Source organism: Kitasatospora nipponensis (genome assembly GCF_039528135.1).
GTDB lineage: Bacteria > Actinomycetota > Actinomycetes > Streptomycetales > Streptomycetaceae > Kitasatospora > Kitasatospora nipponensis.
Map to the genome: position 1 here is coordinate 1 of NZ_BAAALF010000042.1, position 25,011 is coordinate 25,011.

At 75.3% G+C, this 25,011-nt stretch carries 20 protein-coding genes; 14 read left to right on the plus strand and 6 right to left on the minus strand.

What is annotated here, in order from left to right:
• The 3 genes from ABD323_RS14645 to ABD323_RS14655 all read left to right on the plus strand — a co-directional run.
• Window positions 1–192: phosphopantothenoylcysteine decarboxylase domain-containing protein (locus tag ABD323_RS14645; RefSeq protein WP_344441956.1), on the plus strand; the 192-nt coding region annotated here is incomplete at its 5' end.
• Window positions 193–378: 186 nt separating this feature from the next.
• Window positions 379–1,578: a methionine adenosyltransferase gene (gene metK / locus ABD323_RS14650; protein ID WP_344441958.1), complete on the plus strand. Its 1,200-nt coding sequence runs from the start codon at window positions 379–381 to the stop codon at window positions 1,576–1,578.
• A 114-nt stretch (window positions 1,579–1,692) separates the two neighbouring features.
• Window positions 1,693–3,774, plus strand: a complete 2,082-nt coding sequence (locus ABD323_RS14655) for a primosomal protein N' (RefSeq protein WP_344441960.1) — start codon at window positions 1,693–1,695, stop codon at window positions 3,772–3,774.
• A 123-nt stretch (window positions 3,775–3,897) separates the two neighbouring features.
• Here ABD323_RS14655 and ABD323_RS14660 read toward each other — a convergent pair whose 3' ends face one another.
• Window positions 3,898–4,527 (minus strand): hypothetical protein, encoded by a 630-nt coding sequence (locus ABD323_RS14660; RefSeq protein ID WP_344441961.1) that lies wholly within the window; start codon window positions 4,525–4,527, stop codon window positions 3,898–3,900.
• Window positions 4,528–4,760: 233 nt separating this feature from the next.
• Here ABD323_RS14660 and def point away from each other — a divergent pair, with 233 nt between their 5' ends.
• From def to ABD323_RS14675, 3 genes are all read left to right on the plus strand, one after another.
• On the plus strand, window positions 4,761–5,309 hold the full coding sequence (def, locus tag ABD323_RS14665) for a peptide deformylase (protein WP_344441963.1): 549 nt from the start codon (window positions 4,761–4,763) through the stop codon (window positions 5,307–5,309).
• Between the two features lie 81 nt (window positions 5,310–5,390).
• Window positions 5,391–6,350 carry a methionyl-tRNA formyltransferase gene (gene fmt, locus ABD323_RS14670; RefSeq protein WP_344441964.1) on the plus strand — a complete coding sequence of 320 codons (960 nt, stop codon included), beginning with the start codon at window positions 5,391–5,393 and terminating at the stop codon, window positions 6,348–6,350.
• A 201-nt stretch (window positions 6,351–6,551) separates the two neighbouring features.
• A complete protein-coding gene (locus ABD323_RS14675) occupies window positions 6,552–8,000 on the plus strand; it encodes an RsmB/NOP family class I SAM-dependent RNA methyltransferase (RefSeq protein WP_344442010.1) in 1,449 nt (482 codons plus the stop codon).
• Between the two features lie 41 nt (window positions 8,001–8,041).
• On the opposite strand, the gene ABD323_RS14680 is transcribed toward ABD323_RS14675, so the two are convergent.
• Window positions 8,042–10,987 carry a poly(A) polymerase gene (locus tag ABD323_RS14680; RefSeq protein WP_344441965.1) on the minus strand — a complete coding sequence of 982 codons (2,946 nt, stop codon included), beginning with the start codon at window positions 10,985–10,987 and terminating at the stop codon, window positions 8,042–8,044.
• Window positions 10,987–12,810 (minus strand): RNA ligase family protein, encoded by a 1,824-nt coding sequence (locus ABD323_RS14685; protein ID WP_344441966.1) that lies wholly within the window; start codon window positions 12,808–12,810, stop codon window positions 10,987–10,989. Before ABD323_RS14685 ends, ABD323_RS14680 begins: the two co-directional genes overlap by 1 nt.
• A gap of 190 nt (window positions 12,811–13,000) precedes the next feature.
• Here ABD323_RS14685 and ABD323_RS14690 point away from each other — a divergent pair, with 190 nt between their 5' ends.
• Both ABD323_RS14690 and ABD323_RS14695 read left to right on the plus strand, forming a co-directional pair.
• Entirely contained in the window at window positions 13,001–13,780 is a 780-nt protein-coding gene (locus tag ABD323_RS14690) for a nucleotidyltransferase domain-containing protein (RefSeq protein ID WP_344441967.1), read from the plus strand.
• Window positions 13,777–14,469 (plus strand): histidine phosphatase family protein, encoded by a 693-nt coding sequence (locus ABD323_RS14695; protein ID WP_344441970.1) that lies wholly within the window; start codon window positions 13,777–13,779, stop codon window positions 14,467–14,469. The genes ABD323_RS14690 and ABD323_RS14695 overlap by 4 nt, the downstream gene beginning before the upstream one ends.
• Here ABD323_RS14695 and ABD323_RS14700 read toward each other — a convergent pair.
• On the minus strand, window positions 14,447–15,238 hold the full coding sequence (locus ABD323_RS14700; RefSeq protein ID WP_344441971.1) for a TetR/AcrR family transcriptional regulator: 792 nt from the start codon (window positions 15,236–15,238) through the stop codon (window positions 14,447–14,449). The two genes, ABD323_RS14695 and ABD323_RS14700, sit on opposite strands and share 23 nt — an antisense overlap.
• Before the next feature lie 107 nt (window positions 15,239–15,345).
• Between ABD323_RS14700 and ABD323_RS14705 the strand changes: the two genes are divergently transcribed.
• From ABD323_RS14705 to ABD323_RS14725, 5 genes are all read left to right on the plus strand, one after another.
• A complete protein-coding gene (locus ABD323_RS14705) occupies window positions 15,346–16,329 on the plus strand; it encodes an ATP-binding cassette domain-containing protein (protein ID WP_344441972.1) in 984 nt (327 codons plus the stop codon).
• A 197-nt stretch (window positions 16,330–16,526) separates the two neighbouring features.
• Window positions 16,527–17,267, plus strand: a complete 741-nt coding sequence (locus ABD323_RS14710) for an ABC transporter permease (RefSeq protein ID WP_344441973.1) — start codon at window positions 16,527–16,529, stop codon at window positions 17,265–17,267.
• Window positions 17,268–17,386: 119 nt separating this feature from the next.
• Window positions 17,387–18,358, plus strand: a complete 972-nt coding sequence (locus ABD323_RS14715; protein WP_344441974.1) for an aldo/keto reductase — start codon at window positions 17,387–17,389, stop codon at window positions 18,356–18,358.
• A gap of 110 nt (window positions 18,359–18,468) precedes the next feature.
• Window positions 18,469–19,071 carry a class I SAM-dependent methyltransferase gene (locus ABD323_RS14720; protein ID WP_344441976.1) on the plus strand — a complete coding sequence of 201 codons (603 nt, stop codon included), beginning with the start codon at window positions 18,469–18,471 and terminating at the stop codon, window positions 19,069–19,071.
• 139 nt (window positions 19,072–19,210) lie between these two features.
• Window positions 19,211–21,430: an NADP-dependent isocitrate dehydrogenase gene (locus ABD323_RS14725; RefSeq protein ID WP_344441977.1), complete on the plus strand. Its 2,220-nt coding sequence runs from the start codon at window positions 19,211–19,213 to the stop codon at window positions 21,428–21,430.
• Window positions 21,431–21,630: 200 nt separating this feature from the next.
• Here the strand turns inward: ABD323_RS14725 and ABD323_RS14730 are convergent, their stop codons facing one another.
• Both ABD323_RS14730 and ABD323_RS14735 read right to left on the minus strand, forming a co-directional pair.
• Complete coding sequence (locus ABD323_RS14730) at window positions 21,631–22,926, minus strand: FUSC family protein (protein WP_344441978.1); 1,296 nt, start codon at window positions 22,924–22,926, stop codon at window positions 21,631–21,633.
• A 164-nt stretch (window positions 22,927–23,090) separates the two neighbouring features.
• On the minus strand, window positions 23,091–23,945 hold the full coding sequence (locus tag ABD323_RS14735; protein WP_344441979.1) for an SCO6745 family protein: 855 nt from the start codon (window positions 23,943–23,945) through the stop codon (window positions 23,091–23,093).
• Between the two features lie 255 nt (window positions 23,946–24,200).
• Here ABD323_RS14735 and rpe point away from each other — a divergent pair, with 255 nt between their 5' ends.
• On the plus strand, window positions 24,201–24,932 hold the full coding sequence (rpe, locus tag ABD323_RS14740; protein WP_344441980.1) for a ribulose-phosphate 3-epimerase: 732 nt from the start codon (window positions 24,201–24,203) through the stop codon (window positions 24,930–24,932).
• Window positions 24,933–25,011 lie beyond the last annotated feature (79 nt).

The following is a 25,011-nucleotide window of genomic DNA, read 5'->3' on the forward strand; positions in this document are numbered from 1 at the left end:
CGGGCCAAGCTGGCCCGCAAGGGCTGCGACCTGCTGGTGGTCAACGAGGTCGGCGAGAGCCGCGGCTTCGGCACGGACACGAACGAGGCGGTGGTGCTGGGCGCCGACGGCTCGCGGACCGACGTGCCGCAGGGGCCCAAGGAGGACCTGGCCGACACGCTCTGGGACCTGGTCGCCGCCCGGCTCGCCTGAGGCGCCGCCCCCGGCGTCCAGCTCGTGGCACTGGCGTTCATCTGATGAGACACCGTGTCCAGGAATACAGGCAAGAGTGTTGATCCCCGATAGCTGACCGTTACACTCCAGGAATCAAGTCTTTCCGGATGCCCCGGCCCGGCCGGGAGCGTTCAGTCAGCAGCCGCTGCAACCCCAGGGAGCGCTGTGTCTCGCCGCCTGTTCACCTCGGAGTCCGTGACCGAGGGTCACCCCGACAAGATCGCTGACCAGATCAGCGACACCATTCTCGACGCCCTGCTCAAGGACGACCCCACGTCCCGGGTCGCCGTCGAGACGCTGATCACCACCGGTCTGGTCCACATCGCCGGCGAGGTCACCACCAAGACCTACGCGCCGATCGCGCAGCTGGTGCGCGAGAAGATCCTGGAGATCGGGTACGACAGCTCGAAGAAGGGCTTCGACGGCGCCTCCTGCGGCGTGTCGGTGTCCATCGGCTCGCAGTCCCCGGACATCGCCCAGGGCGTCGACACCGCCTACGAGGCGCGCGTCGGCGGCTCCCTGGAGGAGGACGAGCTGGACCGCCAGGGCGCCGGCGACCAGGGCCTGATGTTCGGCTACGCGTGCGACGACACGCCCGAGCTGATGCCGCTGCCGATCACCCTCGCGCACCGCCTGGCGCGCCGCCTCTCCGAGGTGCGCAAGAACGGGACGATCCCGTACCTGCGCCCCGACGGCAAGACCCAGGTCACCATCGAGTACGACGGTGACAAGGCCGTGCGCCTGGACACCGTGGTGGTCTCCTCGCAGCACGCCAGCGACATCGACCTCGACTCGCTGCTCGCGCCCGACATCCGCGAGTTCGTCGTGGAGCCGGAGCTGGTGGGCCTGGACATCGACACCTCGGACTACCGCCTGCTGGTGAACCCGACCGGCCGCTTCGAGATCGGCGGCCCGATGGGCGACGCCGGCCTGACCGGCCGCAAGATCATCATCGACACCTACGGCGGCATGGCCCGCCACGGTGGCGGCGCCTTCTCCGGCAAGGACCCGTCCAAGGTCGACCGCTCGGCCGCCTACGCGATGCGCTGGGTCGCCAAGAACATCGTGGCGGCGGGCCTGGCCCGGCGCGCCGAGGTACAGGTCGCGTACGCGATCGGCAAGGCCGAGCCGGTGGGCCTGTTCGTGGAGACCTTCGGCACCGAGACCGTCCCGGTGCTCAAGATCCAGTCCGCCGTGACCCAGGTCTTCGACCTGCGCCCGGCCGCGATCATCCGCGACCTGGACCTGCTGCGCCCGATCTACGCGCAGACCGCCGCCTACGGCCACTTCGGTCGTGAGCTGCCGGACTTCACCTGGGAGCGCACCGACCGCGCCGACCAGCTGAAGGCCGCCGCGCACGCCTGACCGGCGCGCACACCACCGGCACGGGATCCACGGACCCGACGCGGCGGCGGTCACCCCCTGGCGGGGTGGGCGCCGCCGCGCGCTGTCGGTGCGGCGTGGTACCACTGAAACGATATGAGCAGCGAGGACACCACCCCGGGCGGGCCGCCCGAGCAGCTGGCCCTGATCCGCGAGACGGTGCGCCGGGCCAAGCCCCGCACCTGGCACGGCGCCCACCTGGCCGAGGAACTGCCGGTGGCCCGCGTCGTGGTGGACAAGGGGCTGCTCCACCTCGACCAGTTCTTCGACTACGCGGTCCCGGTCGCGATGGCCGACACCGCCCGGCCCGGCGTGCGGGTGCGGGTGCGGTTCGGCGCCCGGGTGGGCGCCGGCGGCCGGCGCGAGGGCGGTGAGCTGCACGACGGCTTCGTGGTGGCCCGGCTCGCCAGCAGCGACTACGCCGGCCCGCTGGCCCCGCTGGCCCAGGTGCTCTCGCCCGAGCCCGTCCTGACGCCGGCCCTGCTGAAGCTCAGCCGCACCGTCGCCGACCGCTACGCCGGCACGCTCGCCGACGTGCTGCAGCTCGCCGTCCCGCCGCGGCACGCCAAGGCCGAGGCGGAGCCCTCGCCCGATCCGCTGCCGCCGCCCGCCGCGCCCGCCCCCGGCAGCTGGCAGCGCTACCCCGACGGCCCCGGCTACCTCGCCGCGCTCACCGCCGGGCACCCCGCGCGCGCGGTCTGGTCGGCGCTGCCGGCCCCGGACTGGCCGCGGGCGATCGCGCTGGCCGTGGTGAGCGCGCTGGCCGGCGAGCGCGGCCCGCTGGTCGTGCTGCCGGACGGCCGGGCGGTGGCGCGGGTCGACGAGGCCCTCACCGCGCTGCTCGGCGGCGGCGAGCGGCACGCGGTGCTCACCGCGGACCTCGGGCCCAAGGAGCGCTACCGGGCCTGGCTGCGGGTCAGCCGCGGCTCGGTGCGCGCGGTGATCGGCACCCGGGCCACGGTCTTCGCGCCGGTCCACGAGCTGGGGCTGCTGGTGGTCTGGTCGGACGGTGACAGCAGCCACAGCGACCCGCGCGCCCCGCACCCGCACGTGCGCGAGGTGGCACTGCTGCGGGCCGCCGAGGAGGGCGCGGCGGTGCTGCTGGGGGGACTGGCGATGACCGTCGAGGGAGCGCAGCTGCTGCGCACGGGCTGGGCCCGGCCGCTGGCCGCCGACCGCGCGGTGGTGCGCGAGGTGGCGCCGCGGATCCGCACGGTGGGCGACGGTGACCAGGCGCGGGACGCCGCCGCGCACGCCGCCCGGCTGCCGTCGGTGGCCTGGCAGGCGGCCCGCGAGGCGCTGGGCACCGGACCGGTGCTGGTCCAGGTGCCGCGGCGCGGCTACGTGCCGCGGCTGGCCTGCGAGCGCTGCCGCACCCCGGCCCGCTGCGCGCACTGCGCGGGGCCGCTGGAGGCCGCCGGCGCCGGCCAGGTGCTGGCCTGTGGCTGGTGCGCGGTGGCGGAGTCCGACTGGCACTGCGTCGAGTGCGGCTCCTTCCGGCTGCGGGCGCAGGTGGTGGGGGCCCGGCGCACGGCCGAGGAGCTCGGCAAGGCCTTTCCGCAGGTTCCGGTGCGCACCTCGGGGCGCGACGCGGTGCTCGGCACCGTGTCCGGGGAGCCGGCGCTGGTGATCTCCACGCCGGGCGCGGAGCCGGTGGCCGAGGGCGGGTACGCGGCCGCGCTGCTGCTGGACGGCTGGGCGCTGCTGAACCGGCCCGACCTGCGGGCCGGCGAGGAGACGCTGCGGCTCTGGCTGGCGGCCGCCGCGCTGGTGCGACCGGCGGGGGAGGGCGGTCTGGTGGTGGTCGTGGCGGAGCCCACCGCCCGTCCGGTGCAGGCGCTGGTCCGCTGGGACCCGGCCGGGCATGCGGCGCTGGAGCTGGACGAGCGCGCGGAGCTGGGCTTCCCGCCGGTCTCCCGGATGGCTTCGGTGACCGGGGGGCCGGGCGCGGTGGCGGACCTGCTGGGCCTGAGCCGGCTGCCGGAGGGGGGGCAGCACGGCGGCCCGGTGACGCTGCCCGCGGTGCGCGGGCAGGAGCAGGAACGGATGCTGTTGCGGGTGCGCCCGGCGCAGGGCGGCGCGCTGGCGGCCGCGGTGGAGGCGGCCCGGATCGCCCGGGTCGCGCTGCGCGGCGCCGAGCCGGTGAAGGTGCGGATCGATCCGCTCGACATCGGCTGATCGGGCGCTCGGCCGGCTCGTAGGGGCGCCGGTCGCTGGAAGTCGGCCGTGCCGACTTCCAGCGCAATGGGCGGGGCGGGCTCGCGTCGGCGGCCGCCGGGGTGCGCGGTTCGGGTCGTGCCGTCAGCCGCGCAGCGGGACGCCGGGGCGCTCCAGGCCGCCCTGGCGGGCGGCGGGGACGCCCCGGGTCAGCTGACCCGGCACGGGTACCGGCACCTGGACCGGCATCGGGGCCTGGGCGGGCAGCGCCGCCGAGGCCGGCTCCGGGACGGTGCCGATGGGGGCGTCCTGCGACAGGCAGTCGTCGCGCGGCGAGCCGGGGGAGGGGAGCGCACCGCTCAGTCCCGTCCCCGGGGTCGGCTGGCCCGGCAGCACGCCGCCGGCCGCGCCGAGCAGTTCGGTGGCCGAGCGGCGCATCCCGTAGCGCCGGTGCACCGCCTGCTTGGTGACCCCCAGGGCGGAGCCCACCGAGTCCCAGGAGAAGCCGAGCGCCCGGTCGAACTCGACGGCCGCCGCCACCAGCGTCTCCACGCTCTCGCGCAGCTCCTGGGCCAGCCGCACGGTGGGCGCCGGGGCCCGCCCGTACACCACGAAGCCGCCCGAACTGCTGGGCCGGCGCGGGCGGTAGACGTTGCCCAGCTGGGCGGTCAGGGTCCGCAGGGCGTCGACCTGGCGGCGCACCCGCTCGATGTCGCGCACCAGCAGGTGCAGGCTCGCCCGTGCCCGGGTGTCGTGGTTGATCTGCTCGGCCATCGTGCTCAGGCCACCTTCCGTGCAAGTGATGGGGCCACGCGCCGGCCCGGGGGACTCACGGTCAATCTCACTTGACCAACGCCGAAGCGGGGTCCGGGGTCACGCGCCGCGCCGATCCGGGATGTGCCGATGTCCGACCGACGCAGGCGTGGATCGGCCCGGCCGGGGCACCGCATAGACTGACGTGCTGTCCCGACCGACCCCGTACGACCCGAGCGAAGGAGCCCGCCACCGTGCCGATCCAGCCGATCCGGATCTTCGGGGACCCGGTGCTGCGCGCCAAGGCGCAGCCGGTGACCACGTTCGACAAGGAACTGCGCACGCTGGTCAAGGACCTCACCGACACCATGCTGGACGCGCCGGGCGCCGGCCTCGCGGCGCCCCAACTGGGCATCTCCCTACGGGTGTTCGCCTACCACGTGGACGGGGTGATCGGGCACCTGATCAACCCCGACCTCTCGCTCACCGAGGAGGAGCAGGAGGGTCCCGAGGGGTGCCTGTCGCTGCCGGGCCTGCGCTTCGACACCAGGCGGGCCTACGGCGTGGTGGCGCGCGGATTCAACGAGTACGGCGATCCGGTCACCGTCGAGGGGACCCAGCTGCTGGCCCGGTGCATCCAGCACGAGACCGACCACCTGGACGGGATCATCTTCATCGACCGGCTGGACCGCGAGTCGCGCAAGGAGGCGATGCGCGCCATCCGGGAGACCGAGTGGGGCGGCACCGGCCCGGCGCCCGAGGTGCGCCTCTCGCCGCACAGCACGTTCGGCGTCATCCGCTGATCCGCTGATCCGTTCGTCCCGCTCCACTTCCCCGCTCCTCCACTTCCCCGCTCCTCTCCGACGCTCCGAAAGGCCGCTGCTTTGCGTCTCGTCTTCGCCGGAACCCCCGAGGTCGCCGTCCCCGCCCTGGAGGCGCTGCTCGCCTCCGACCGGCACGAGGTGGTCGCGGTGGTCACCCGTCCCGACGCCCCGGCCGGCCGCGGCCGGCGGCTGGTCGCCAGCCCGGTGGGGCAGCGGGCCGAGGAGGCGGGCATCGAGGTGCTCAAGCCGGCGAAGCCCAGCGAGCCCGAGTTCCTGGCCCGGCTGGCCGAGCTCGCCCCCGACTGCTGCCCGGTGGTCGCCTACGGCGCGCTGCTGCGCGAGCCGGCCCTGGAGATCCCCCCGCACGGCTGGGTCAACCTGCACTTCTCCCTGCTGCCCGCCTGGCGCGGCGCCGCGCCCGTCCAGCACGCGGTGCTGGCCGGCGACGAGGTGACCGGCGCCTCGACCTTCCGGATCGAGCGCGGCCTGGACTCCGGTCCGGTCTTCGGCGTGCTCACCGAGGAGATCCGGCCCACCGACACCAGCGGCGAGCTGCTGGAGCGGCTCGCCCGCTCGGGCGCCGTGCTGCTCACCGCGACCATGGACGGCATCGCGGACGGCAGCCTGCACGCCGTCGCGCAGCCCGCCGACGGGGTCACCCTGGCGCCGAAGATCACCGTGGAGGACGCCCGGATCGAGTGGACGCACCCCGCGCTGCGGATCGACCGCCTGGTGCGCGGCTGCGCCCCCGCGCCGGGCGCCTGGACCACCTTCCGCGGCGAGCGGCTCAAGGTCTCCGGACCGGTGCGGCTGCTGCCGGCCGGCGCGTCGGCGGACGGTGAGCCGGGCGACGAGCTGGCGCCGGGGCAGCTGGCGGTCGCCAAGAACAGCGTCCGGGTCGGCACCGGCAGCCACCCGGTCGAACTGGGCGAGGTCCAGCCGCAGGGCAAGAAGCCGATGCGGGCGGCAGACTGGGCACGAGGCGTCCGGATCGAGAGCGGCGAGCTGCTCGGCGGCTGACCGCGGCCCGGGTCCGCCCCCTCCCCCCGTTTCCCATAGTCCCGTAGCACCTTGAGGTCATCCGTGAGCACTCCCCCCGCCAAGTCCGCCCGGTCCGCCAAGTCCGCGGGCCCCGGTGGTTCCGGCAAGTCGGCCGGTCCCGGTGGTTCCGGCAAGCCCGCCGCCCGTCCGCACCGGCGCCCGAAGAAGGACCCGGCGCGCATGGTCGCCTTCCGCGCGCTGCGGGCGGTCGACGAGCGCGACGCGTACGCCAACCTGATCCTGCCCTCGCTGCTGCGCGAGGCCGAGCAGAAGGGCATGGAGCGGCGCGACGCCGCCCTCGCCACCGAACTCGTCTACGGCACGCTGCGGATGCAGGGCAGCTACGACGCGATCATCGCCGCCTGCATCGACCGGCCGCTGCGCGAGGTGGACCCGCCGGTCCTGGACGTCCTGCTGCTGGGTGCGCACCAGCTGCTCGGCACCCGGATCCCCACCCACGCCGCCGTCTCGGCCACCGTGGAGCTGGCCCGCGCGGTGCTCGGCGACGGCCGGGCGAAGTTCGTCAACGCGGTGCTGCGCCGGATCAGCGCGCAGGACCTGGACGCCTGGATCGCCCAGGTCGCGCCGCCCTACGAGCAGGACGCCGAGGACCACCTGGCGGTCGTCCACTCGCACCCGCGCTGGGTGGTCGCCTCGCTCTGGGACTCGCTCGGGCGCTGGCAGCCGGACGCGGCGGGGCGGGTGGCGATCGAGGAGCTGCTGCGGGCCGACAACGAGCGCCCGGAGGTCACCCTGGTGGCCCGCCCCGGGCGGATCGCCACCGCGGAGCTGGCCGACTCGCTGGTCACCGAGGCGCCGGACAGCTCGCCCGGCCGCTGGTCGCCGTACGCGGTCCGGCTCGCCGAGGGCGGCGACCCCGGCGGCCTGACGGCGGTGCGGGAGAACCGGGCCGGGGTACAGGACGAGGGCAGCCAGCTGGTCGCCCTCGCGCTGGCCGCCGCCCCGCTGGAGGGCTCCGACCGGCTCTGGCTGGACGGCTGCGCCGGCCCCGGCGGCAAGGCGGCCCTGCTGGCCGCGCTGGCCGGCGAGCGCGGCGCGGCGCTGGTGGCCAGCGGGCGCCAGCAGCACCGGGCCCGGCTGGTGTCGCGGGCGCTGGACGGCAACCCCGGCCCGTACACGGTGATCACCGCCGACGGGACCAGGCCCGCCTGGCGGCCCGGCACCTTCGACCGGGTCCTGGTGGACGTGCCCTGCTCGGGCCTCGGCGCGCTGCGCCGCCGGCCGGAGTCGCGCTGGCGCCGGCGCCCCGAGGACATGGCCGGCTTCGGCCCGCTCCAGCGCGACCTGCTCCGCTCGGCGCTCGCCTCGGTGCGGGTCGGCGGCGTGGTGGGCTACGCCACCTGCTCGCCGCACCTGGCGGAGACCCGCGCGGTGGTGGAGGACGTGCTGCGCGAGGCCGGTGGGTCGGGTGCCTCCGGCGGGTCCGGCGCTGCTCGGGCGGTCGGGGTCGAGGGCTTCGAGGTCGAGGGCCTCACCGTGGAGTGGGTCGACGCCCGACCGCTGCTGCCGGGCGTCCCGGCACTGGGCGAGGGCCCGGACATCCAGCTCTGGCCGCACCTGCACGGCACCGACGCGATGTACCTCGCCCTGCTGCGCCGCACGGCCTGAGGGGACTTCGCGCCGACCCGCGGACGGGAGCCGTTCGCGGGTCAGCGCAAGGTCGGGACGGCCCCGTTCTCCGCCCAGTGGAGTTCGACGCCGTGCAGGCCGGCGGTCCAGCGGGTGGCGATCTCGGTGAGGCGCGCGCGGTCCGGGGCGGTGCGGCCGAGGCCGATCGCGTAGTGGGTCAGGCCCGGGGCGGTGTCGAAGGGGCGGGGCCAGGCGTGGGCGTCGGTGGCGCCGGCCTGCTGGAGGTCGGTGAGCAGGGAGCGCACCCGGCCGCGGACCAGGCCGAGGGTCCGTTCGAACGCCTCGGGCCGCTCCTGGCGCACGGTCAGCACCGCCCAGGCGGTGTGACGGCGGTGCAGCGGGGGCGGGGCGAGCAACGCCGATCCCACGCCGGCGCCGCTCTGCGCCGCGGACTCGAGCACCTCCCAGGCCCGGTAGAGCTCCCGGACCAGCAGGTCGCGGCCACCGGCGCCGACCTGCTCGGTGCAGGAGCGGACCGGCTCGGAGGGGGTCAGGATCGTCACCGGTGCCTGCTCAGGTGCTTCCGCCTGCGTGGCGTGCAGGGTGACCGGCCGGCGCCAGTCCCAGGCGGCCCAGGTGGCGAAGAAGTGCCGGAGCAGGTCGTCGGCGGGCAGCGCGCCCGCCTCGTGCACGGTGCGTGCCGCCAGCACCGACCAGGCCACGCCCGGCAGGCCGCCGAAGGGGGCCGAGTCCAGGCCGCGGGCCTTGGCCCAGCTCTTCACCCGGCGGGCGAGCAGGGCGAACGCCGCGGTGCGCTCGTCGTGCGCGCCGGGTTGGTCGCCGGCGACGGTGGCGAGGACCGAGGCGGCGTCGGTGACCGCGCTCAGGGCGAGGCCGGCCGCCGTGCCCAGCTCGGCGCGCCGGGTGACGGCCTCGGTGGGCGGGAGCGACCCGCTGCCGACCACGACCAGGTCGACGGTCAGCGCGCCGACGTGCAGCCGCAGGCCCGGCACCCGGGCGCCGGGGACCGGTCGCAGCCGGTCGGCCGCCTGGACGGCGGCGGCCACCCGGGCCTGGACGTCGGCCAGTTCGACGTCCCCGGGCAGTACCGCCACCAGGTCCAGGTCGGCGCCGGCCGGGGCGCAGCCCATCCGCCGTGAGCCGACCAGGTGGACGACACTCTCGGGCAGGGCCCCGGCGATGCGTGCGGTGAGCTCCTCGGCGCAGGCGGTGGCGGACGCAGCCGTGCCGGCGGCGGTGTCGGCGACGACGGCGGGCTCAGGGAGCCAGCGCAACTCGCCGGTGCCCAGGGTGACCACCGCCCGTGGCTGCACCGGTTCGTCACCGCGGCGCGAGAGCAGGGTCAACTCGCCGACGTGCGCGGGCTGGTGGGCGAGCACGGGGCCGAGCCGGGCGGCGCTCTCGGCGGCGACCCGCTGCGGGTCCGTGCTGCGGCCGAGGGTCAGGTGCGGCGTGTAGCCCTCGGCGCGGCCCCGGCAGCCCGGGAAGCGCCGCTCCAGGGCGTGCCGCAGCGCCGCCCAGGGGGCCGGGTCGGCGGCCGCCGGGTCGAGCCAGACGGTGGCGTCCTCGCGGTGACCGAAGGTGTGCACGCCGGCCAACCTGGTTGTGAAGGAGGGGAGTTCGGCAGACGCCGCACCGATCAGGGCGGCGGCCTGCGCGAAGTCGGACTCCGGGACGAAGCCGAAGAGCAGGTTGACGTGCGGCGGCCAGCGACGCACCTGCGGGTCGTGCGCCCGGCGGATCTCCTCGATCACCGGCCGGAGTTCGGGTGCGGGCAGCCAGGCCACCGCGGTGCGCGCGGTGGGCGCGCTGTCCAGCAGCTCGCCCCGGTCGGCCGGTGCGCAGCTCAGGTCGACCGCCACGCCGTAGTGGTCGGAGGGGAAGAGCCCGTCCGGGGTGGGGAGTTCGCCGCAGAGCCGGGCCCCGGTCGCCCGCAGTGCCTCGGTGCGCAGCAGGACCCGGTCCAGCCGGGAGGCCCGGCCGGAGAGCGAGGAGACGGCGGCGAGCGGGTTGACGCCCGGGTCGAAGGTGGGAGTCCGGTCGGCGGGCCCGTGCACCTCGCTCCAGGCGTCGCGCAGAGCGAGCACGGCGGCCGGCCCGTCCGGGGTGTCCCGGCCGTCGTTGAAGTCGCCGAGCAGCACCACCTGGCCCTCGATGCCCGCCAACCCCTCGCGGAGTCGGGCGAGTTCGGCCTGCCGGCGGTCGGCGCCACGCTCCGAGTGGTCGCTGCTCAGATGGGTGGCGGCGACCACCAGGGGGCCCGCGGCGCTCTGCACGGTGACGGCGGTGACGGCCTTGTGCGGCCCGAGGCGGTGCCGGCCCGCCTCCAGCACCGGCAGCCGGCTGAGCAGCAGCAGCCCGTGGTCGTCGAGGGCGCGGGCGGTCGGATCCGACCCCAGGGTGTAGCCGGCCCGCACCCAGGGCGCCCGCAGCAGCAGGTCGACCAGCGCGGGTTCGACCTCCTGCAGCGCGATGACGTCCGCGTCGGCCTCGGCCAGCCGGGCGAGCAGCAGCGGCCGGCGCCGGGCGGTGTCGATCCGGTCGCTGTCGTAGCGGTCCCAGAGCGTGTTCCAGGTGACGACGCGCACGCCGGCCGCGACCGGGAGCGGCGACGGGGTGGTGAGGGCGCCGCCGGTGGGCGCGCCGTGGGGCTGCGGGCCGTTGGCCGGTGCCCCGTCGGCGGGGGACCAGCGCGCGGCGACCGGGTCCCAGCCGTACGGCGTGTCGGCGGTGAAGAACGGCGCCCGCAGCCGGCGCAGGGCCCGCACCCGGCCGGCCCGCACGGTGTCCAGGAGGTCCAGCCCGGCCGCCCGGTCCCACACCACCTCGCCGTCGGCCTCGACGAACAGCACGCGGTGCCACGGGATGTCGCCACCCGGGGTGAAGGAGCCCAGCGGGATCCGCTTGGGCTCGGCGCTGCGCTGGTAGACGCCCAGCACGAACCGAGCCGGGTCGAACCGCGGGTCCCAGCGCACCCGGTGGTAGATCTCCTCGCTCGTGCGCATCAGGCGTCCTCTCCGGCGAGCGTCCCGGCGGTGTCGCCGAGGGTACCGTCCGGTCCGAGGTACCAGGTGCGGTGCGCCTGACCGGGGTAGGGCGGGGTGAAACGGCGCAGCTGCGCGCTGAGCACGGCGGCCGGCACCGGGTGGGCGCGCGCCGCGTTGCGGCGCACCAGCTCCTGCTCGCCGACCAGTGCGACCGCGTGGGTGACCAGCGCGTCGCGGCGCTGCGCCACCGAGCGGACCAGGGTGCGCTGTTGGGCGTTGAGCGAGGTGGCGTCCCAGACCACGTTCGCGCCGGCGGTCAGCGCGGCGTCCAGCCGGTCCAGTCCCTCGCGCAGGACGGCCGCGTTGTCGCGCTGGTCGGCGCGGGCGACGCGCGCCGCGCGCAGCTCGTCCAGGCTGACGTAGCTGTCGGTGCCGGCCAGCCGGCCCGCGAAGGTGCTCTTCCCGCTGCCCGAGGGGCCGACCAGCTGGACCAGCCGGGGGAACGCACCGGAGCGCCAGCGCCAGGTGGCCGCCACGGCCTCCTCTACGGTGCTGATCCGGCCGCGCGCGTACGCCTCCCGGGCCTCGGCCCAGCACCGGTCGGCCACCTCGCCGTCCAGCGGGGCCAGCGCCTCGCGCAGGCCGGTGCGCAGCCAGTGCAGCGGCGCTTCGCCGAGCAGCGCGGCGTCCTCGGCGTGCAGCGCGGACCACTCGACCTGCGCCCGTGCGTCGTCCGTGGTGACCGACGGCTCGTCGGGGCGGCAGGCGGGTGGGTCGACCAGTGCGGCGGCGGCGACCGCGTGCAGCACGCCGAGGTCGGCGGCCTGTGCGAGCCGGACCAGGCCGGCGCGGCGCTCGTCGTCCGGGTAGGGGCGGTGCAGGCCGGGGTGGAGCCCGACCAGATCGGCCACCCGCCGGGCCAGCGGCAGGCCCAGCGGCGCGATCAGCCGCGGCGCCAGCCACTCCCGTCGGGCGCCGCGCAGCAGGACCGCCAGGACACCGGCCAGCCGGGCGTCGCCGGAGCGGCCCAGGGCGTCGAGGCGGGCGCAGACGTCGGCGACCGCCGCCGGGGACGGGTCGGGGGCGGTGGGGGTGGGTTCAGTGGAGCCGGTGGAGCCAGTGGGGTCGGGGTCGGGCGCGGGGTCGGGGGAGAGGTGCAGGGCGGCCAGCAGGGCCGGCACGTCCGGGGTCGCCCCCGACCGCACCGCCCACAGCGCCGCGGCCGGGGCGAGCCCGTTCTCCACGACCGCCGCGTGCATCCAGTGCGTGTCCGTCCGCACGTGCCGGGGCCGGACCCACTTGGCCACCCGGTGCGCGAACTGCGCGCGGTCGAAGCCCGCGACGGTCCGCACGACGAACCCCTCCTGGCGTCCGGTGTCCAACCGCAGGGCCCGCAGCGCCCGTTCGTCGAAGTCACCGCGCCAGAGCACGGGCGGGGCCGGCACCCCCAGACGCCGCAGGAAACGGACGGTGGCGTCCCAGTCCAGGCAGCGGTCGGCGTCGTCCCAGACCGAGAAGCCGTAGAACCAGCTCTCCAGGTCCCGGTAGGCGATCGAGTGCCGCGCGAACATGTTCTCGCCGCACACCCGCCAGCCGTCCGGTACGGCCGGGCCGATCCGGCCCTGCAGCGCCTTGACCCAGGTGCGGGACGGATGGTGGGCGGAGTCCAGCGAGCGGGCGTGCAGCCCGTCGCGGTAGAGCGTGGTGTTCTCGCCGTCCAGCTTCTCGGTGACCACGACCTCGCGGCCGAGCAGTCCGGACAGCTCGCCGGCCCGCACGTCGTCCGAGGTGGCACCGGGCGACCAGGGCAGATGCGGCGTACGGGGGTAGTGCACGCGCATGGTCCGCTCCCGGTGACGACGTCAGGCATCGGTCACTGTAGGAGGGTTCCGGGTCGCGGTTCCATCGAATAACGCCCTGCTGGGAGCCGTTCGGGGAACGATCGGCGGCCGGGTGCGTTCGAGTGGGGGAGGCGGTCGAGAGGGCCGGGACGGTGGTGTGGTGGTCGGAACGGGCGGAGAGGCGAGGGCTGTGGAAGCTGAGCGGGAGACCGAGCACCTGGTGGCCAGGTTCGTCGCCGAGCTCGAGCGGAGCGTGCGGCCGGCGGCGGTCTGGGTCCACGGGTCGTGGGCGCTGGGCGACTACCGGGAGGGCCGCAGCGATCTGGACCTGCTGGCGCTGCTGACCGGACCGCTGGACGCCGAACAGCGCACCGCACTGCGGCGGTTGCACGAGCGACTGGACGTCGAGCTGCCACTGGCCGCCAAGTTGCACTGCTCCTACCTGCTGCCGGGGCAGCTGGCCGACCTCGACCAGCGCCATCTCACTTGGGCGCACCGGACGTTGTTCGAGCGACCGGTCACCGCGGTGACCCGCCGCGAGCTCGAAATCGGCGGCCGCACGCTGCTCGGCCCGCCACCGGCCGGGCTGGTCCCGCCGGTCGGGGACGCGGAGTTGGCCCGGTTCATCCGGTTGGACCTGCGGGAGTTCTGGCTGCCGGCGACGGCCCGGTGGCCGCGCTGGCTGAAGGACGTCTGGGTGGACGCCGGACTGATCACGCTGGCCCGGGCCGACGCCACGCTGCGCACCGGAGAACTATTGACGAAGAGTCAGGCCATCGAGCTGCTCCCGCAGTTCGGAGTTCCCGGCCGCCTGGTTCAGGAGCTGCGGGAGCGTCGCTACCGGCAGCCCGCGCCGCCGCCGGCCGGCTGGCGGTGGCGCCGCCGGCGCGCCGAGGTGACCCGCCGGGTGCTGCGCGCGGGCATCGCGGCGACGCTCGGCGGCAGCGAGGCGCGCGGGACGGGCCGGTGAGGCAGCCACCGACCCGGATCTGGTGCCTGCGCCACGGGCACTCCGAGAACGTCACGGCGGGCGCGGCCGGCGTGCTGCCCGGCGCCCGGCTGACCGCCCTCGGGCGGCAGCAAGCGGCGCTGGCGGCAACCCGGTTGGCGGGCGAGGGGCTGGCCGCGGTCTACGTCAGCGACGCGGTCCGGGCGCGGGCCACCGGCGCCGCGCTGGCGGCCGCGGGGGCGCCGGGGCTGGAGGTCACCGTGCTGCCCGGGCTCGGCGAGGTGGGCGTCGGGGCGGCCGAGGGCAGTACCGAGCCCGCCGTCCTGGCCAGGACGGCCGAGGTGCTGCACGCCTGGGTGGTGCGGCGCGACCTCGCGCCGCGGGTCGCGGACGGCGAGGACGGCCATGCGGTGCTGGCCCGGATGCGCGCGGCGGTCGAGGGGGTGGTCGCGGACCACCCCGGGCGGACGGTCGCGCTGGTGGGCCACGTGGCGAGCCTGACGGCCGTCGTGAGCGAGCTGTGCGGCGGCCTGGGGGCCGAGGTCTGGGGCGCGCCACTGCCGCACGCCGAGCCGTTCCTGGTCCAGTGGGACGGTCGGGGGTGGAGCTGCACGCGCTGGCCGTGGCCGGGCTGCTCGGCGGGCGCGCGGGTGGGGTGGCGGGCGGCGGGGGACGGGGGCCGGTGGGTCAGGGCTGGACCAGGACGGTGAGGAGGCGGTCCAGGAAGAGTTCGAAGGACCTGTCGGGGTCCAGCGGCTCCCCGCCGGAGGCCAGCGCCTGGGCCAGGTGGGGGAACCGGCCGCTGGTCGCGACGCCGGTGAGGTAGCCGACCAGGTCGCGGTGCCACTGCTGCGGGTCGAGGGCCGCGGTGATGGTGGCGCGTTCCCAGTCGGCGAACTGGCAGACGTAGCCGCTGAGCATCGCCAGCGCCTCCATCTTCCGGGTGCCGCTCAACTCCACCGTGGCCAGGGCGCCGAGGAAGAATTCGGCGTAGCGCAGGCTGTTGGGGCCGAAGGACGGCCGGGTCCGGGTGATCGTCACCGCCCAGCCGTGCCGGCGCAGGATGCCCAGCTGCTGGCGGGCCAGCAGGGCGAGGTCGGCGCGCCAGTCGCCGCAGGGGGCGTCGGGCAGTTCGTACTCGCCGGCCACCGCGTCGAGCATCAGGTCGAGCAGCTGCTCCTTCTTCGGCACGTAGTTGTAGAGCGACATGGTGCCGGCGCCGAGCTCGGCGGCGATCCGGCGCATCGTCACGGCGTCGAGTCCCTCCGCGTCCGCGAGGGCGACCGCGGCCGCGGCGATCGAGGCGCGGCTGTGGGCCGGCCGCGGTCCGCGGCCGGTGCGCTCGGGGCGCAGCCAGATCAGCTCGGGGAGCGCGCCGGCGGCCGGCGGTCGGTCGGTCGGGGGCTCGCTGGACCGGGGCTGGCCGGAAGAGGGCCTGCCGGAGGGGGAGTTGCTGGTCGGCGCGTTGCTGGTCGGCACGGGTTGATCACCTCGGGGCACCATCTTAGCAACGTACGGCGTACGTAGTACGATGCTGCCCAACGCGCTTCTACGTACGTTGTACTTAGAAATCGGAGGGCACCACCATGTCTCGCGACCAGCTCGCCATCTCCGCTCAGAACCTGGGCAAGCGGTACGGAAGGACCCAGGCGCTGGACGGCCTCGACCTCGCCGTCCCGGCCGGCACCGTCTACGGCCTGCTCGGTCCCAACGGCGCCGGAAAGACCACCGCCGTCCGGATCCTCGCCACGCTCGCCGCCCCCGACCGCGGCACGGCCCGGGTGGCCGGCTTCGACGTGGTGCGGGAGGCCGAGCAGGTCCGCCGCAGCATCGGCCTGGCCGGGCAGCACGCCGCCGTGGACGAGGGGCTCACCGGCCGCGACAACCTGCGACTGGTCGGCCGGTTCCACCACCTCGGGGCCCGCGAGGCCCGTCGGCGCGCCGCCGACCTGCTGGAGCGCTTCGGCCTCGCCCCGGTCGCCGACCGGCTGGTGCGCACCTACTCGGGCGGTCAGCGGCGCCGGCTGGACCTGGTGGCCTGCCTGGTCACCCGACCCACCGTGCTCTTCCTGGACGAGCCCACCACCGGGCTGGACCCGCGCAGTCGCGGCGAGATCTGGGACGCCGTCAGGGAGCTCGCCGGCGGCGGCACCGCCGTCCTGCTGACCACCCAGTACCTGGACGAGGCGGACCGGCTGGCCGACCACGGATTGGTGCTGGGCCGGGGCCGGGCCGTCGCGGACGGGCCACCCGACCGGCTGAAGGCCTCCATCGGCGCCCGGGTCGAGGTGGCGGACGGCGGGGCCGGTGAACTCGCGCCGGCCGCCGGCGTGCTGGCCGCACTGACCGGCGGCGAGCCGGTGGCCGACCCGGACCGGCTGCGGGTCGGCGACGTCTCCCGGCCCGGCTGCGAGACCTCGCTCCCGCAACTGGTCCGCGCGCTGGACGCGGCCGGCGTCGCCGCCCGGGACGTCGCGCTGCGCACGCCGACGCTGGACGACGTCTTCCTCGCGCTCACCGGCACCGAGCACGCGCCGGGCGCCGGCGCCGTCGAGGAGGTGGCGGCCTGATGTCCACCGCCGCGCTCACACCCGCCGGTCAGCCCTCGGGGCGGCCCGCCGGTCACTCGTCCGGTCAGTCGTCGGGCCAGTCGTCCCATCAGTCGCCGGGTCGGCCCTGGGGGCCGTCGTCCGGGCCGTCGTCCGGGTGGCGCGGCCTGCGGGCGGCGGGGCGACCCGTCGCGGACGCCCTCACCTCCGCCACCCGGGTGCTGCTGCACTACCGGCACGCGCCCGGCCTGGTCGCCGCCTCGTTGCTGGTTCCGATGGTGATGGTGGTGGTCTTCGGCTACGTCTTCGGCAGTGCGATGAACGTGCCGGGCGGTGGGAGCTACCGGGAGTACCTGATGCCGGGCCTGTTCGCGATGGTGGCCGTCAACGGGATCATGCCGACCATGGTCGGTGCGGCCCGCGACCTGGACCGCGGAGCCGCCGACCGGATCCGCTCGCTGCCGGTCTCCCGCGCCGGGGTGCTGCTCGGTACGGCGCTGGCCGACCTGCTGGTGAGCGCGGTGGTGCTGGTCCCGCTGGCGGCCATCGGCCTGCTGTCCGGCTGGCGGATCCACCGCGGCGCCGGTCCGGCGCTGGCCGCCTTCGGGCTGCTGCTGCTCTTCCGCTTCGTGCTGACCTGGCTGGGCACCTGCCTGGGCCTGGCCGCGGGCAGGGAGGAGCTGGCCAGTCAACTGGCGGTGCTGACCTTCCCGTTCGCCATGGTCACCAACATCTTCGTGCCCGCCGAGGGGATGCCCGGCTGGCTGCGCACGGTCGCCGAGTGGAACCCGGTCAGCGCGCTGGTCGCGGCCTGCCGGGAACTGTTCGGCAACCCGGCCACCGTCGGCCGGGCCTGGCCGCTGGAGCATCCGGTGACGGCCGCGCTGGGCTGGTCGGCGCTGCTCCTGCTGGTCTGCGTGCCGCTCGCGGTGCGGGGCTACACGCGGCACGGGCGCTGAGCGCGACGGGGCGGCGTCAACCCGGTGGGGCGGCGTCAACCGGTGGGGCGTCAACCCGGTGGGGCCGGACGGCGGGTGGGGCTGGACAGGGCCGGGCGGCGCGGCAGAGGCTGTCCGCCATGGACTACACCCATCTCGGCCGTACCGGCCTGCGCGTCTCGCGACTCTGCCTGGGCACCATGAACTTCGGCCCGCACACCGAGGAGACCGACGCCCACCAGATCATGGACGTCGCGCACGAGCAGGGCATCAACTTCTTCGACACCGCCAACGTCTACGGCTGGGGCGAGAACCGCGGCCGCACCGAGGAGATCATCGGCAGCTGGTTCGCCCGGGGCGGCAACCGGCGCGAGAAGACCGTGATCGCCACCAAGCTCTACGGCGACATGGGGGACTGGCCCAACGAGGGCAAGCTCTCCGCGCTGAACATCCGCCGCTCGGTGGAGGCCAGCCTGCGGCGGCTGCAGACCGACTACATCGACCTCTACCAGATGCACCACATCGACCGGGCCACGCCGTGGGAGGAGATCTGGCAGGCGATGGAGGTGCTGGTCGCCCAGGGCAAGATCGTCTACGTCGGGTCGAGCAACTTCGCCGGCTGGCACATCGCCCAGGCCCAGGAGGCCGCCAGGGCCCGCAACTTCCTGGGCCTGACCAGCGAGCAGTCGCTCTACAACCTGATGGAGCGCAGCCTGGAGCTGGAGGTGCTGCCGGCCGCGGAGCACTACGGGCTCGGCGTGATCCCGTGGTCCCCGCTGCACGGCGGCCTGTTGGGCGGGGTGCTGCGCAAGGAGCGCGAGGGCGTGCGGCGCGCCTCCGGACGGGCCGCCGAGACGCTGGCGGTCAAGCGCGAGCAACTGCAGGCGTACGAGGACTTCGCGGCCGAACTGGGCCACGAGCCCGGTGACGTCGCGCTGGCCTGGCTGCTCACCCGCCCGGGCGTCACCGCCCCGATCGTGGGCCCGCGCACCCTGGAGCAACTCCACGCGGCGGTAAGGGCGCTGGACGTCGAGCTGGACCAGAAGACGCTGGCCCGGCTGGACGAGATCTTCCCCGGTCACCGCACCGCGCCGGAGGACTACGCCTGGTGAGCCCACGGCCCGCCGTCCGGTGCCGGCCGTCCCGGTGGTGGTCCTGGGCGGCGGGGTCGGGCGGCGGGCTCGGTCCCGTGGCGGTACAACTGCTGTGGGACGCTGCCGCCATGGATCTCAATCGGCAGTTCGCGATGCCCCAGGGGCTCGGTGGCAGGTTCGTCGGCAGGGTCATGGCGGTGATCAACCGCTCCCAGGTGCGGCACGTGGTGGGTGAGTTGGCCGCCGTCGGCGACGAGCACGTGCTGGAGATCGGGTTCGGCCCCGGGGTCGGGCTGGTGGCACTGGCCCGGTCCGCCCCGCGGATACGGGTGGCCGGCGTGGACCCGTCCGCGCAGATGGTGGTGGCCGCGCGCCGCCGTACCCGGTCCTTCGGCGACCGGGTGAGCGTCCGCGAGGGCACCGCGGCCGCGCTCGACTGGGCGGACGGCACCCTCGACGCCGTCCTCGCGACCAACAGCGTGCAGCTGTGGCAGCCCAGGGTCGAGTCCCTGGCCGAGGTGCTGCGGGTGCTACGGCCCGGCGGCCGGCTGGTGCTCGGCGTGCTCGACCGGGCGGTGCTGCCGGACGGCGGCAGCGCGGGGCGGCAGTTCGACCTGAGCCTGCTGCCGGACGTGCGGGCGGCCGGGTTCGCCGGGGTCGAGGCGGCCTGGCGGCCCTCGGCGGGCGGGGGCCGGGAGCTGGTGGTGCGGGCGGTCCGTCCATCGGGGTGACGGTGGGGGCACCGAGTGTGACCTGGGCGATTGGGGGCACGACCCGCCCCGACGGGCCGATGCGGGGGGTTGGTGTCGGGAAGGGCCGATCACGAGATATCTTGATGTCGAGACGTTGGAGACGTGAAGCGGAGTACCGATGACTGACTCGACCATCATCTATACGCACACCGACGAGGCCCCCGCCCTGGCAACGTATTCGTTCCTGCCGGTGGTCCAGGCGTACGCCTCGACTGCGGGCGTCAGGGTGGAGACCCGCGACATCTCCCTGGCCGGGCGGATCATCGCGAGCTTCCCGGAGCGTCTCGAGGAGGGTCAGCGCATCGCCGACGCCCTCGCCGAGCTCGGTGAGCTGGCCAAGACCCCCGGGGCCAACATCATCAAGCTGCCGAACATCTCGGCCTCCGTCCCGCAGCTCAAGGCGGCCATCGCGGAGCTGCAGGCGCAGGGCTACGCGCTGCCGGACTACCCGGACGAGCCGGCCACCGACGAGGACCGCGAGGTCCGCGCCCGGTACGACAAGGTCAAGGGCAGCGCCGTCAACCCGGTGCTGCGCGAGGGCAACTCCGACCGCCGCGCGCCCGCCTCGGTCAAGAACTACGCCAAGAAGCACCCGCACCGGATGGGCGCCTGGACGGCCGAGTCGAAGACCAACGTCGCCCACATGGACGCCGACGACTTCCGCTCCACCGAGAAGTCCGCCGTGATCGCCGAGGACGGCGTGCTGCGCATCGAGCTGGTCGCCGCCGACGGCAGCACCACCGTGCTGCGCGCCTCGGTGCCGGTTCTCGCCGGCGAGGTCGTCGACGCCTCCGTGCTGCGGGTCGCGGCGCTGCGCGAGTTCTTCGCGGCCCAGGTCGCCCGTGCCAAGGCCGAGGGCGTGCTCTTCTCGGTGCACCTCAAGGCCACCATGATGAAGGTCTCCGACCCGATCATCTTCGGCCACGTGGTGCGCGCCTTCTTCCCGAAGACCTTCGCCCAGTACGGCGAGGTGCTCGCCGCGGCCGGCCTGAACCCGAACAACGGGCTCGGCGGCATCCTGGGCGGGCTCGACGCGCTGGCGGACGGCGCCGCCGTCAAGGCCTCCTTCGAGGCCGAGCTGGCCGAGGGCCCGGCCCTGGCGATGGTCGACTCCGACCGCGGCATCACCAACCTGCACGTGCCGAGCGACGTCATCGTCGACGCCTCGATGCCGGCCATGATCCGCACCTCCGGCCACATGTGGGGCCCGGACGGCAAGGAGGCCGACACGCTGGCGGTCATTCCCGACAGCAGCTACGCCGGCGTCTACCAGGTCGTCATCGACGACTGCCGCGCGCACGGTGCCTTCGACCCGGCCACCATGGGCTCGGTGCCCAACGTCGGCCTGATGGCGCAGGCGGCCGAGGAGTACGGCAGCCACGACAAGACCTTCGAGATCGCCGCCGCGGGCACGGTCCGGGTCGTCGACGCCGCCGGCACCGTCGTGCTGGAGCAGCCGGTCAGCGCCGGCGACGTGTTCCGGATGTGCCAGACCAAGGACGTGCCGATCCGCGACTGGGTCAAGCTCGCCGTCAACCGGGCCCGCGCCACCGGCAGCCCGGCCGTCTTCTGGCTCGACGAGGGCCGCGCGCACGACGCCAACCTGATCGCCAAGGTCAAGGCGTACCTGCCCGAGCACGACACCGACGGGCTGCAGATCGAGATCATGACGCCGCAGGAGGCGACCGCGTTCTCGCTGGAGCGCATCCGCCGCGGCGAGGACACCATCTCGGTCACCGGCAACGTGCTGCGCGACTACCTGACCGACCTGTTCCCGATCCTGGAGCTGGGCACCAGCGCCAAGATGCTCTCCGTCGTCCCGCTGATCAACGGCGGCGGCCTCTTCGAGACGGGCGCCGGCGGCTCCGCCCCCAAGCACGTCCAGCAGCTGGTCAAGGAGAACTACCTGCGCTGGGACAGCCTGGGCGAGTTCTTCGCGCTGGCGGCGAGCTTCGAGCACCTGGCGCAGACCACGGACAACGCGCGGGCCCAGATCCTGGCCGACACGCTGGACCGGGCCACCGGCACCTTCCTCGACGAGGACAAGTCGCCGAGCCGTCGCCTGGGCGGCATCGACAACCGCGGCAGCCACTTCTACCTGGCCATGTACTGGGCGCAGGAGCTGGCCAAGCAGGGCGACGATGCCGAGCTGGCGCAGGCCTTCGCGGTGCTCGCCGAGACGCTCGCCGGCCAGGAGCAGGCGATCGTGGCCGAGCTGATCGCGGTGCAGGGCTCGCCGGTCGACATCGGTGGCTACTACCAGCCCGAGGTGGCCAAGGCGGCGGCGGTCATGCGTCCGTCGGCGCTGCTCAACGAGGCGCTCGCGATCCTGGGCTGATCGGCCTGGTCGATGATCAGCTGATTGGCTGATCGGCTTCGCCGATGAGCTGACGTAAGAGGCCCCCTGGTCCCTCGCCGCGCTGCGGCGGCGGGCCGGGGGGCCTCTCGCGTGTCCGGGGGCGGCGCGGGCGCCGGGGCGGACGGGTCCGGGGTCGCGGCGGGCGGGCGGGCGTCGCGGGCGGGCGTCGGGGGGTGTCGTCAGCCGTCCGGCTGACCGGAGGAGGCCGGCCGGGGCGGCTGGCCCGTGCCGCGTCCGTCACCGCCGTCGCGGCGTCGGGAGCGGACCCGGACCCGGCTGGCCCCGAAGCGGCGCAGCCGGCCCAGCCAGGTGAACCGTTCACGGTTCGCGGCGGACGCCCGGTCCAGCTCCTCCATCAGCCGCTTCGTGCGGTGCTCCAGGTTCAGCTCGTCGAGGATCCGGTCGATCTCCGCGAGCAGCGAGCCGTGCAGCTGCCACGCCTCGGGAAAGGCCTGGATGCGGCGCAGCAGCATCTGGGCGACCCGCTCCCGGCTGGCCCAGGCCGCCGTGAGCTCCGCGTTCAGGCGCTCCTCGGCCTCCTCCGCGTCCAGGCTCACCTGGGTGGTCACCAGGACCGCGAAGCTGACCAGCGCCCCGCCCACGTGCGCCAGCAGTTCCTCGAGCGCCAGCGCGACCTCGCGCGGGAAGAGCACCTCGTCCTTCCCGCGCCGCTTGGCGAGGTCGGTGAGCGAGCGGGCCAGCACCCGGACCACCACCACGCAGATCTCCAGGGTGTCCAGGCCGGTCCGCAGCACCAGCCGGGAGAGCAGCCCCTCGGTGATCCGCGGGTTCAGCCGCAGGCTGTCCTCCGCCTGGCGCAGCGCGGCGTCGACGTCGGCGATCGCCTGGTCGAGGCGGCGGGCCTCGTGCAGCCGGGCCGCCGCGCGTTCGACCGGCGTGGGATCGCCCAGCTCCTCGCCGATGCTCAGCAGCAGGTGGCGGGCCCGGCGGGCCAGCCCCTCCAACGACTCGCCGGCGGTGTCCACCCAGACCGGTGGCGCGAAGAGGAGGTTGAAGAGCAGGCCCACCCCGGCCCCGATCAGCGTCTCCAGCACCCGGTCCCACGCCTGCGAGGCGAGCCGGGTGACGCCGAGCACCAGCATGGCGCTGATCGCGACCTCGTTGACGAACTCGTCGACCCGCACGAACCGCCCGATCACCAGCGAGGCGAGGATGATCAGCCCCAGGCTCCACCAGGAGAGCCCCATCACCGAGCTGAAGCCGATCGCGATCAGCACGCCGACCACGACGGAGTTCACCCGGCGGATGCTGGTGGTGAGCGTCGAGTAGACGGTCACCTGCACGACCAGCAGCGCCGTCAGCGGTGCGGTCAGCGGCGCCGGCTCGCTGCTCAGGCGCACGGCCACCGCGTAGGCCAGGGTGGCGGCCGCGGTCGCGCGCACGGTCTGCGAGACGGCGGGGTCCTTGCGCGCGCGGCGCACGGCGTCGGCCACCGCGGCGCGTACGGCGGGCATCCGGTGCCCCTTCCCGTCGGGATCGAAGTCTCCCTCGTACCCCGGTGGCCCGCCGGGTATCCCGCCGCGCGCCCGGTCGCGGGCGGTGGCGCGACCGGGTTCACCCGTGCGGCGGGGCGGGGCGGGGCGGGGACGGGGACGGGGGCGCCCGCCGCGCCGGCCGGCTACCGACCCACCGGCGGCATCGCGAGCGGGTTGATCGGCATCTGCTCGCGACAGAGCGCGGCGATCGGCTCCAGAGCGGCCGTCAGGCGTTCGAGTCCGTCCTGCGACAGGCCCTCCCACACGCGGCCGGCGGCCTGGTCGGTGGCGGCCTCGACGGACCGGTGCCGGCTCCGGCCGAGCTCGGTGACCGCCCCCTGCGAGGTCAGCCAGCCCCGCTCGACCAGTCGCGCCGCGGCGTCCTGCCACTCCTGGTCCGTCCATCCGCGCAGCGGCTGGAGCACCTCGCGGCTGGCGTTCAGGGCGCAGTGGAGCACCGGCGCCTCGCAGCCGTCGAGCCCGGCCGCGACCAGCGCGGCCACGTGCCCGTCCCCGCGGTGCTCGCGCAGCGTGGACGCGGCCTGCCACAGCCGCCCGTGCACGGTGGCGGGCCCGGGGAGCGCGGCGTTGGCGGCGGCCAACACCCGGCCGGCGCAGTCCAACCGGGCCACCGCCTCCTCCAGCGCGGTCGCCGCCGACTCGATCCGCTCGGGCTCCACCGGCTCCAGCAGTCGGGCCAGCGCCGCCGCCGAGCCGTCCATCCGGGCGGCCAGCGCCTGCCCGGGGCTCGCGAGCGTCCACACCTCCGGCAGGGCGCGCCGGACCATGGCCGGGGAGAAGCTGAAGAACGCGGCGATCACCGGCGGCGCGTCCACCGCGCCCAGCGGCGCCGAGCGGCCGGCGAAGTAGCCGCGCCAGCCGCCGTCCAGCCCGGCCGCCTCGAAGGCCGTCCGGCTCTCGGGCTGCAGGAAGGTCACGGCGTACACCGGCTCGAAGAGCCGCCACAGCGCGCGAGCGACGTGGACGGAATCGGACATCGGGAGACCTTCCTCGGAGGGGATCGCGGGCTCGGCGGGTGGCTCGGCCCGGCAGGACGGGGACGGCCCGGTGACACCGCGGCCGCCCACCACCTGATGGCCACGGCGGTGGCCCCGGTAACCCCGACCGGGGTGTGACGGCCGTCACCCGGGGGTCGGGGTGGGCGGTTGTCGGTGGCGCGGCGCGGCGCGGGATGATGGGACGAGGTGCCCTTTCCCGCGGCACCCCAGCCCCTCGCACGAAGGTAGTCGGTCATGGCCCAGATCAGCCCGTCGGATCTCAGTGACTCCGAACTGAACCGGCGTTGCCAGATCAACCCCAGCATCCTCTCGGCCGACTTCGCCCGGCTCGCCCAGGAGGCGGAGGCGGTGCGCGGGGCCGACTGGCTGCACGTCGACGTGATGGACAACCACTTCGTGCCGAACCTGACCCTCGGCGTCCCGATCGTGGAGTCGCTGGCCCGCGCCACCGACACGCCGCTCGACTGCCACCTGATGATCGAGCAGCCCGACCGCTGGGCGCCGCAGTACGTGGAGGCCGGCGCCGGTTCGGTGACCTTCCACGTGGAGGCCGCGGCCGCGCCGGTCCGGCTGGCCCGCGAGATCCGGGCCAAGGGCGCCCGCGCCTCCATGGCACTTCGTCCCGCCACGCCGATCGAGCCGTACGAGGACCTGCTGCCCGAGCTGGACATGCTGCTGATCATGACCGTGGAGCCCGGATTCGGGGGCCAGGCCTTCCTCGACATCATGCTGCCCAAGATCCGGCGCACCCGGGAGCTGATCAACAAGCACGGCCTGGAGCTGTGGCTGCAGGTGGACGGTGGCGTCTCGGCGAGCACCATCGAGCGCTGCGCCGAGGCGGGCGCCGACGTCTTCGTCGCCGGCTCGGCGGTCTACGGCGCGGCCGACCCGGCCGAGGCGGTCCGCTCGCTGCGCGCGCAGGCCGAGGCCACCACCGCCCGCGCACCCTGGGCCTGCGCGCACTGACCCCACGTCAGCACGCCTGCCGGCGGGCCCCCCCCCCCCCCCCCGGCCCCCCCCCGCCCGGGCCCTGCTGCTGGCCGCC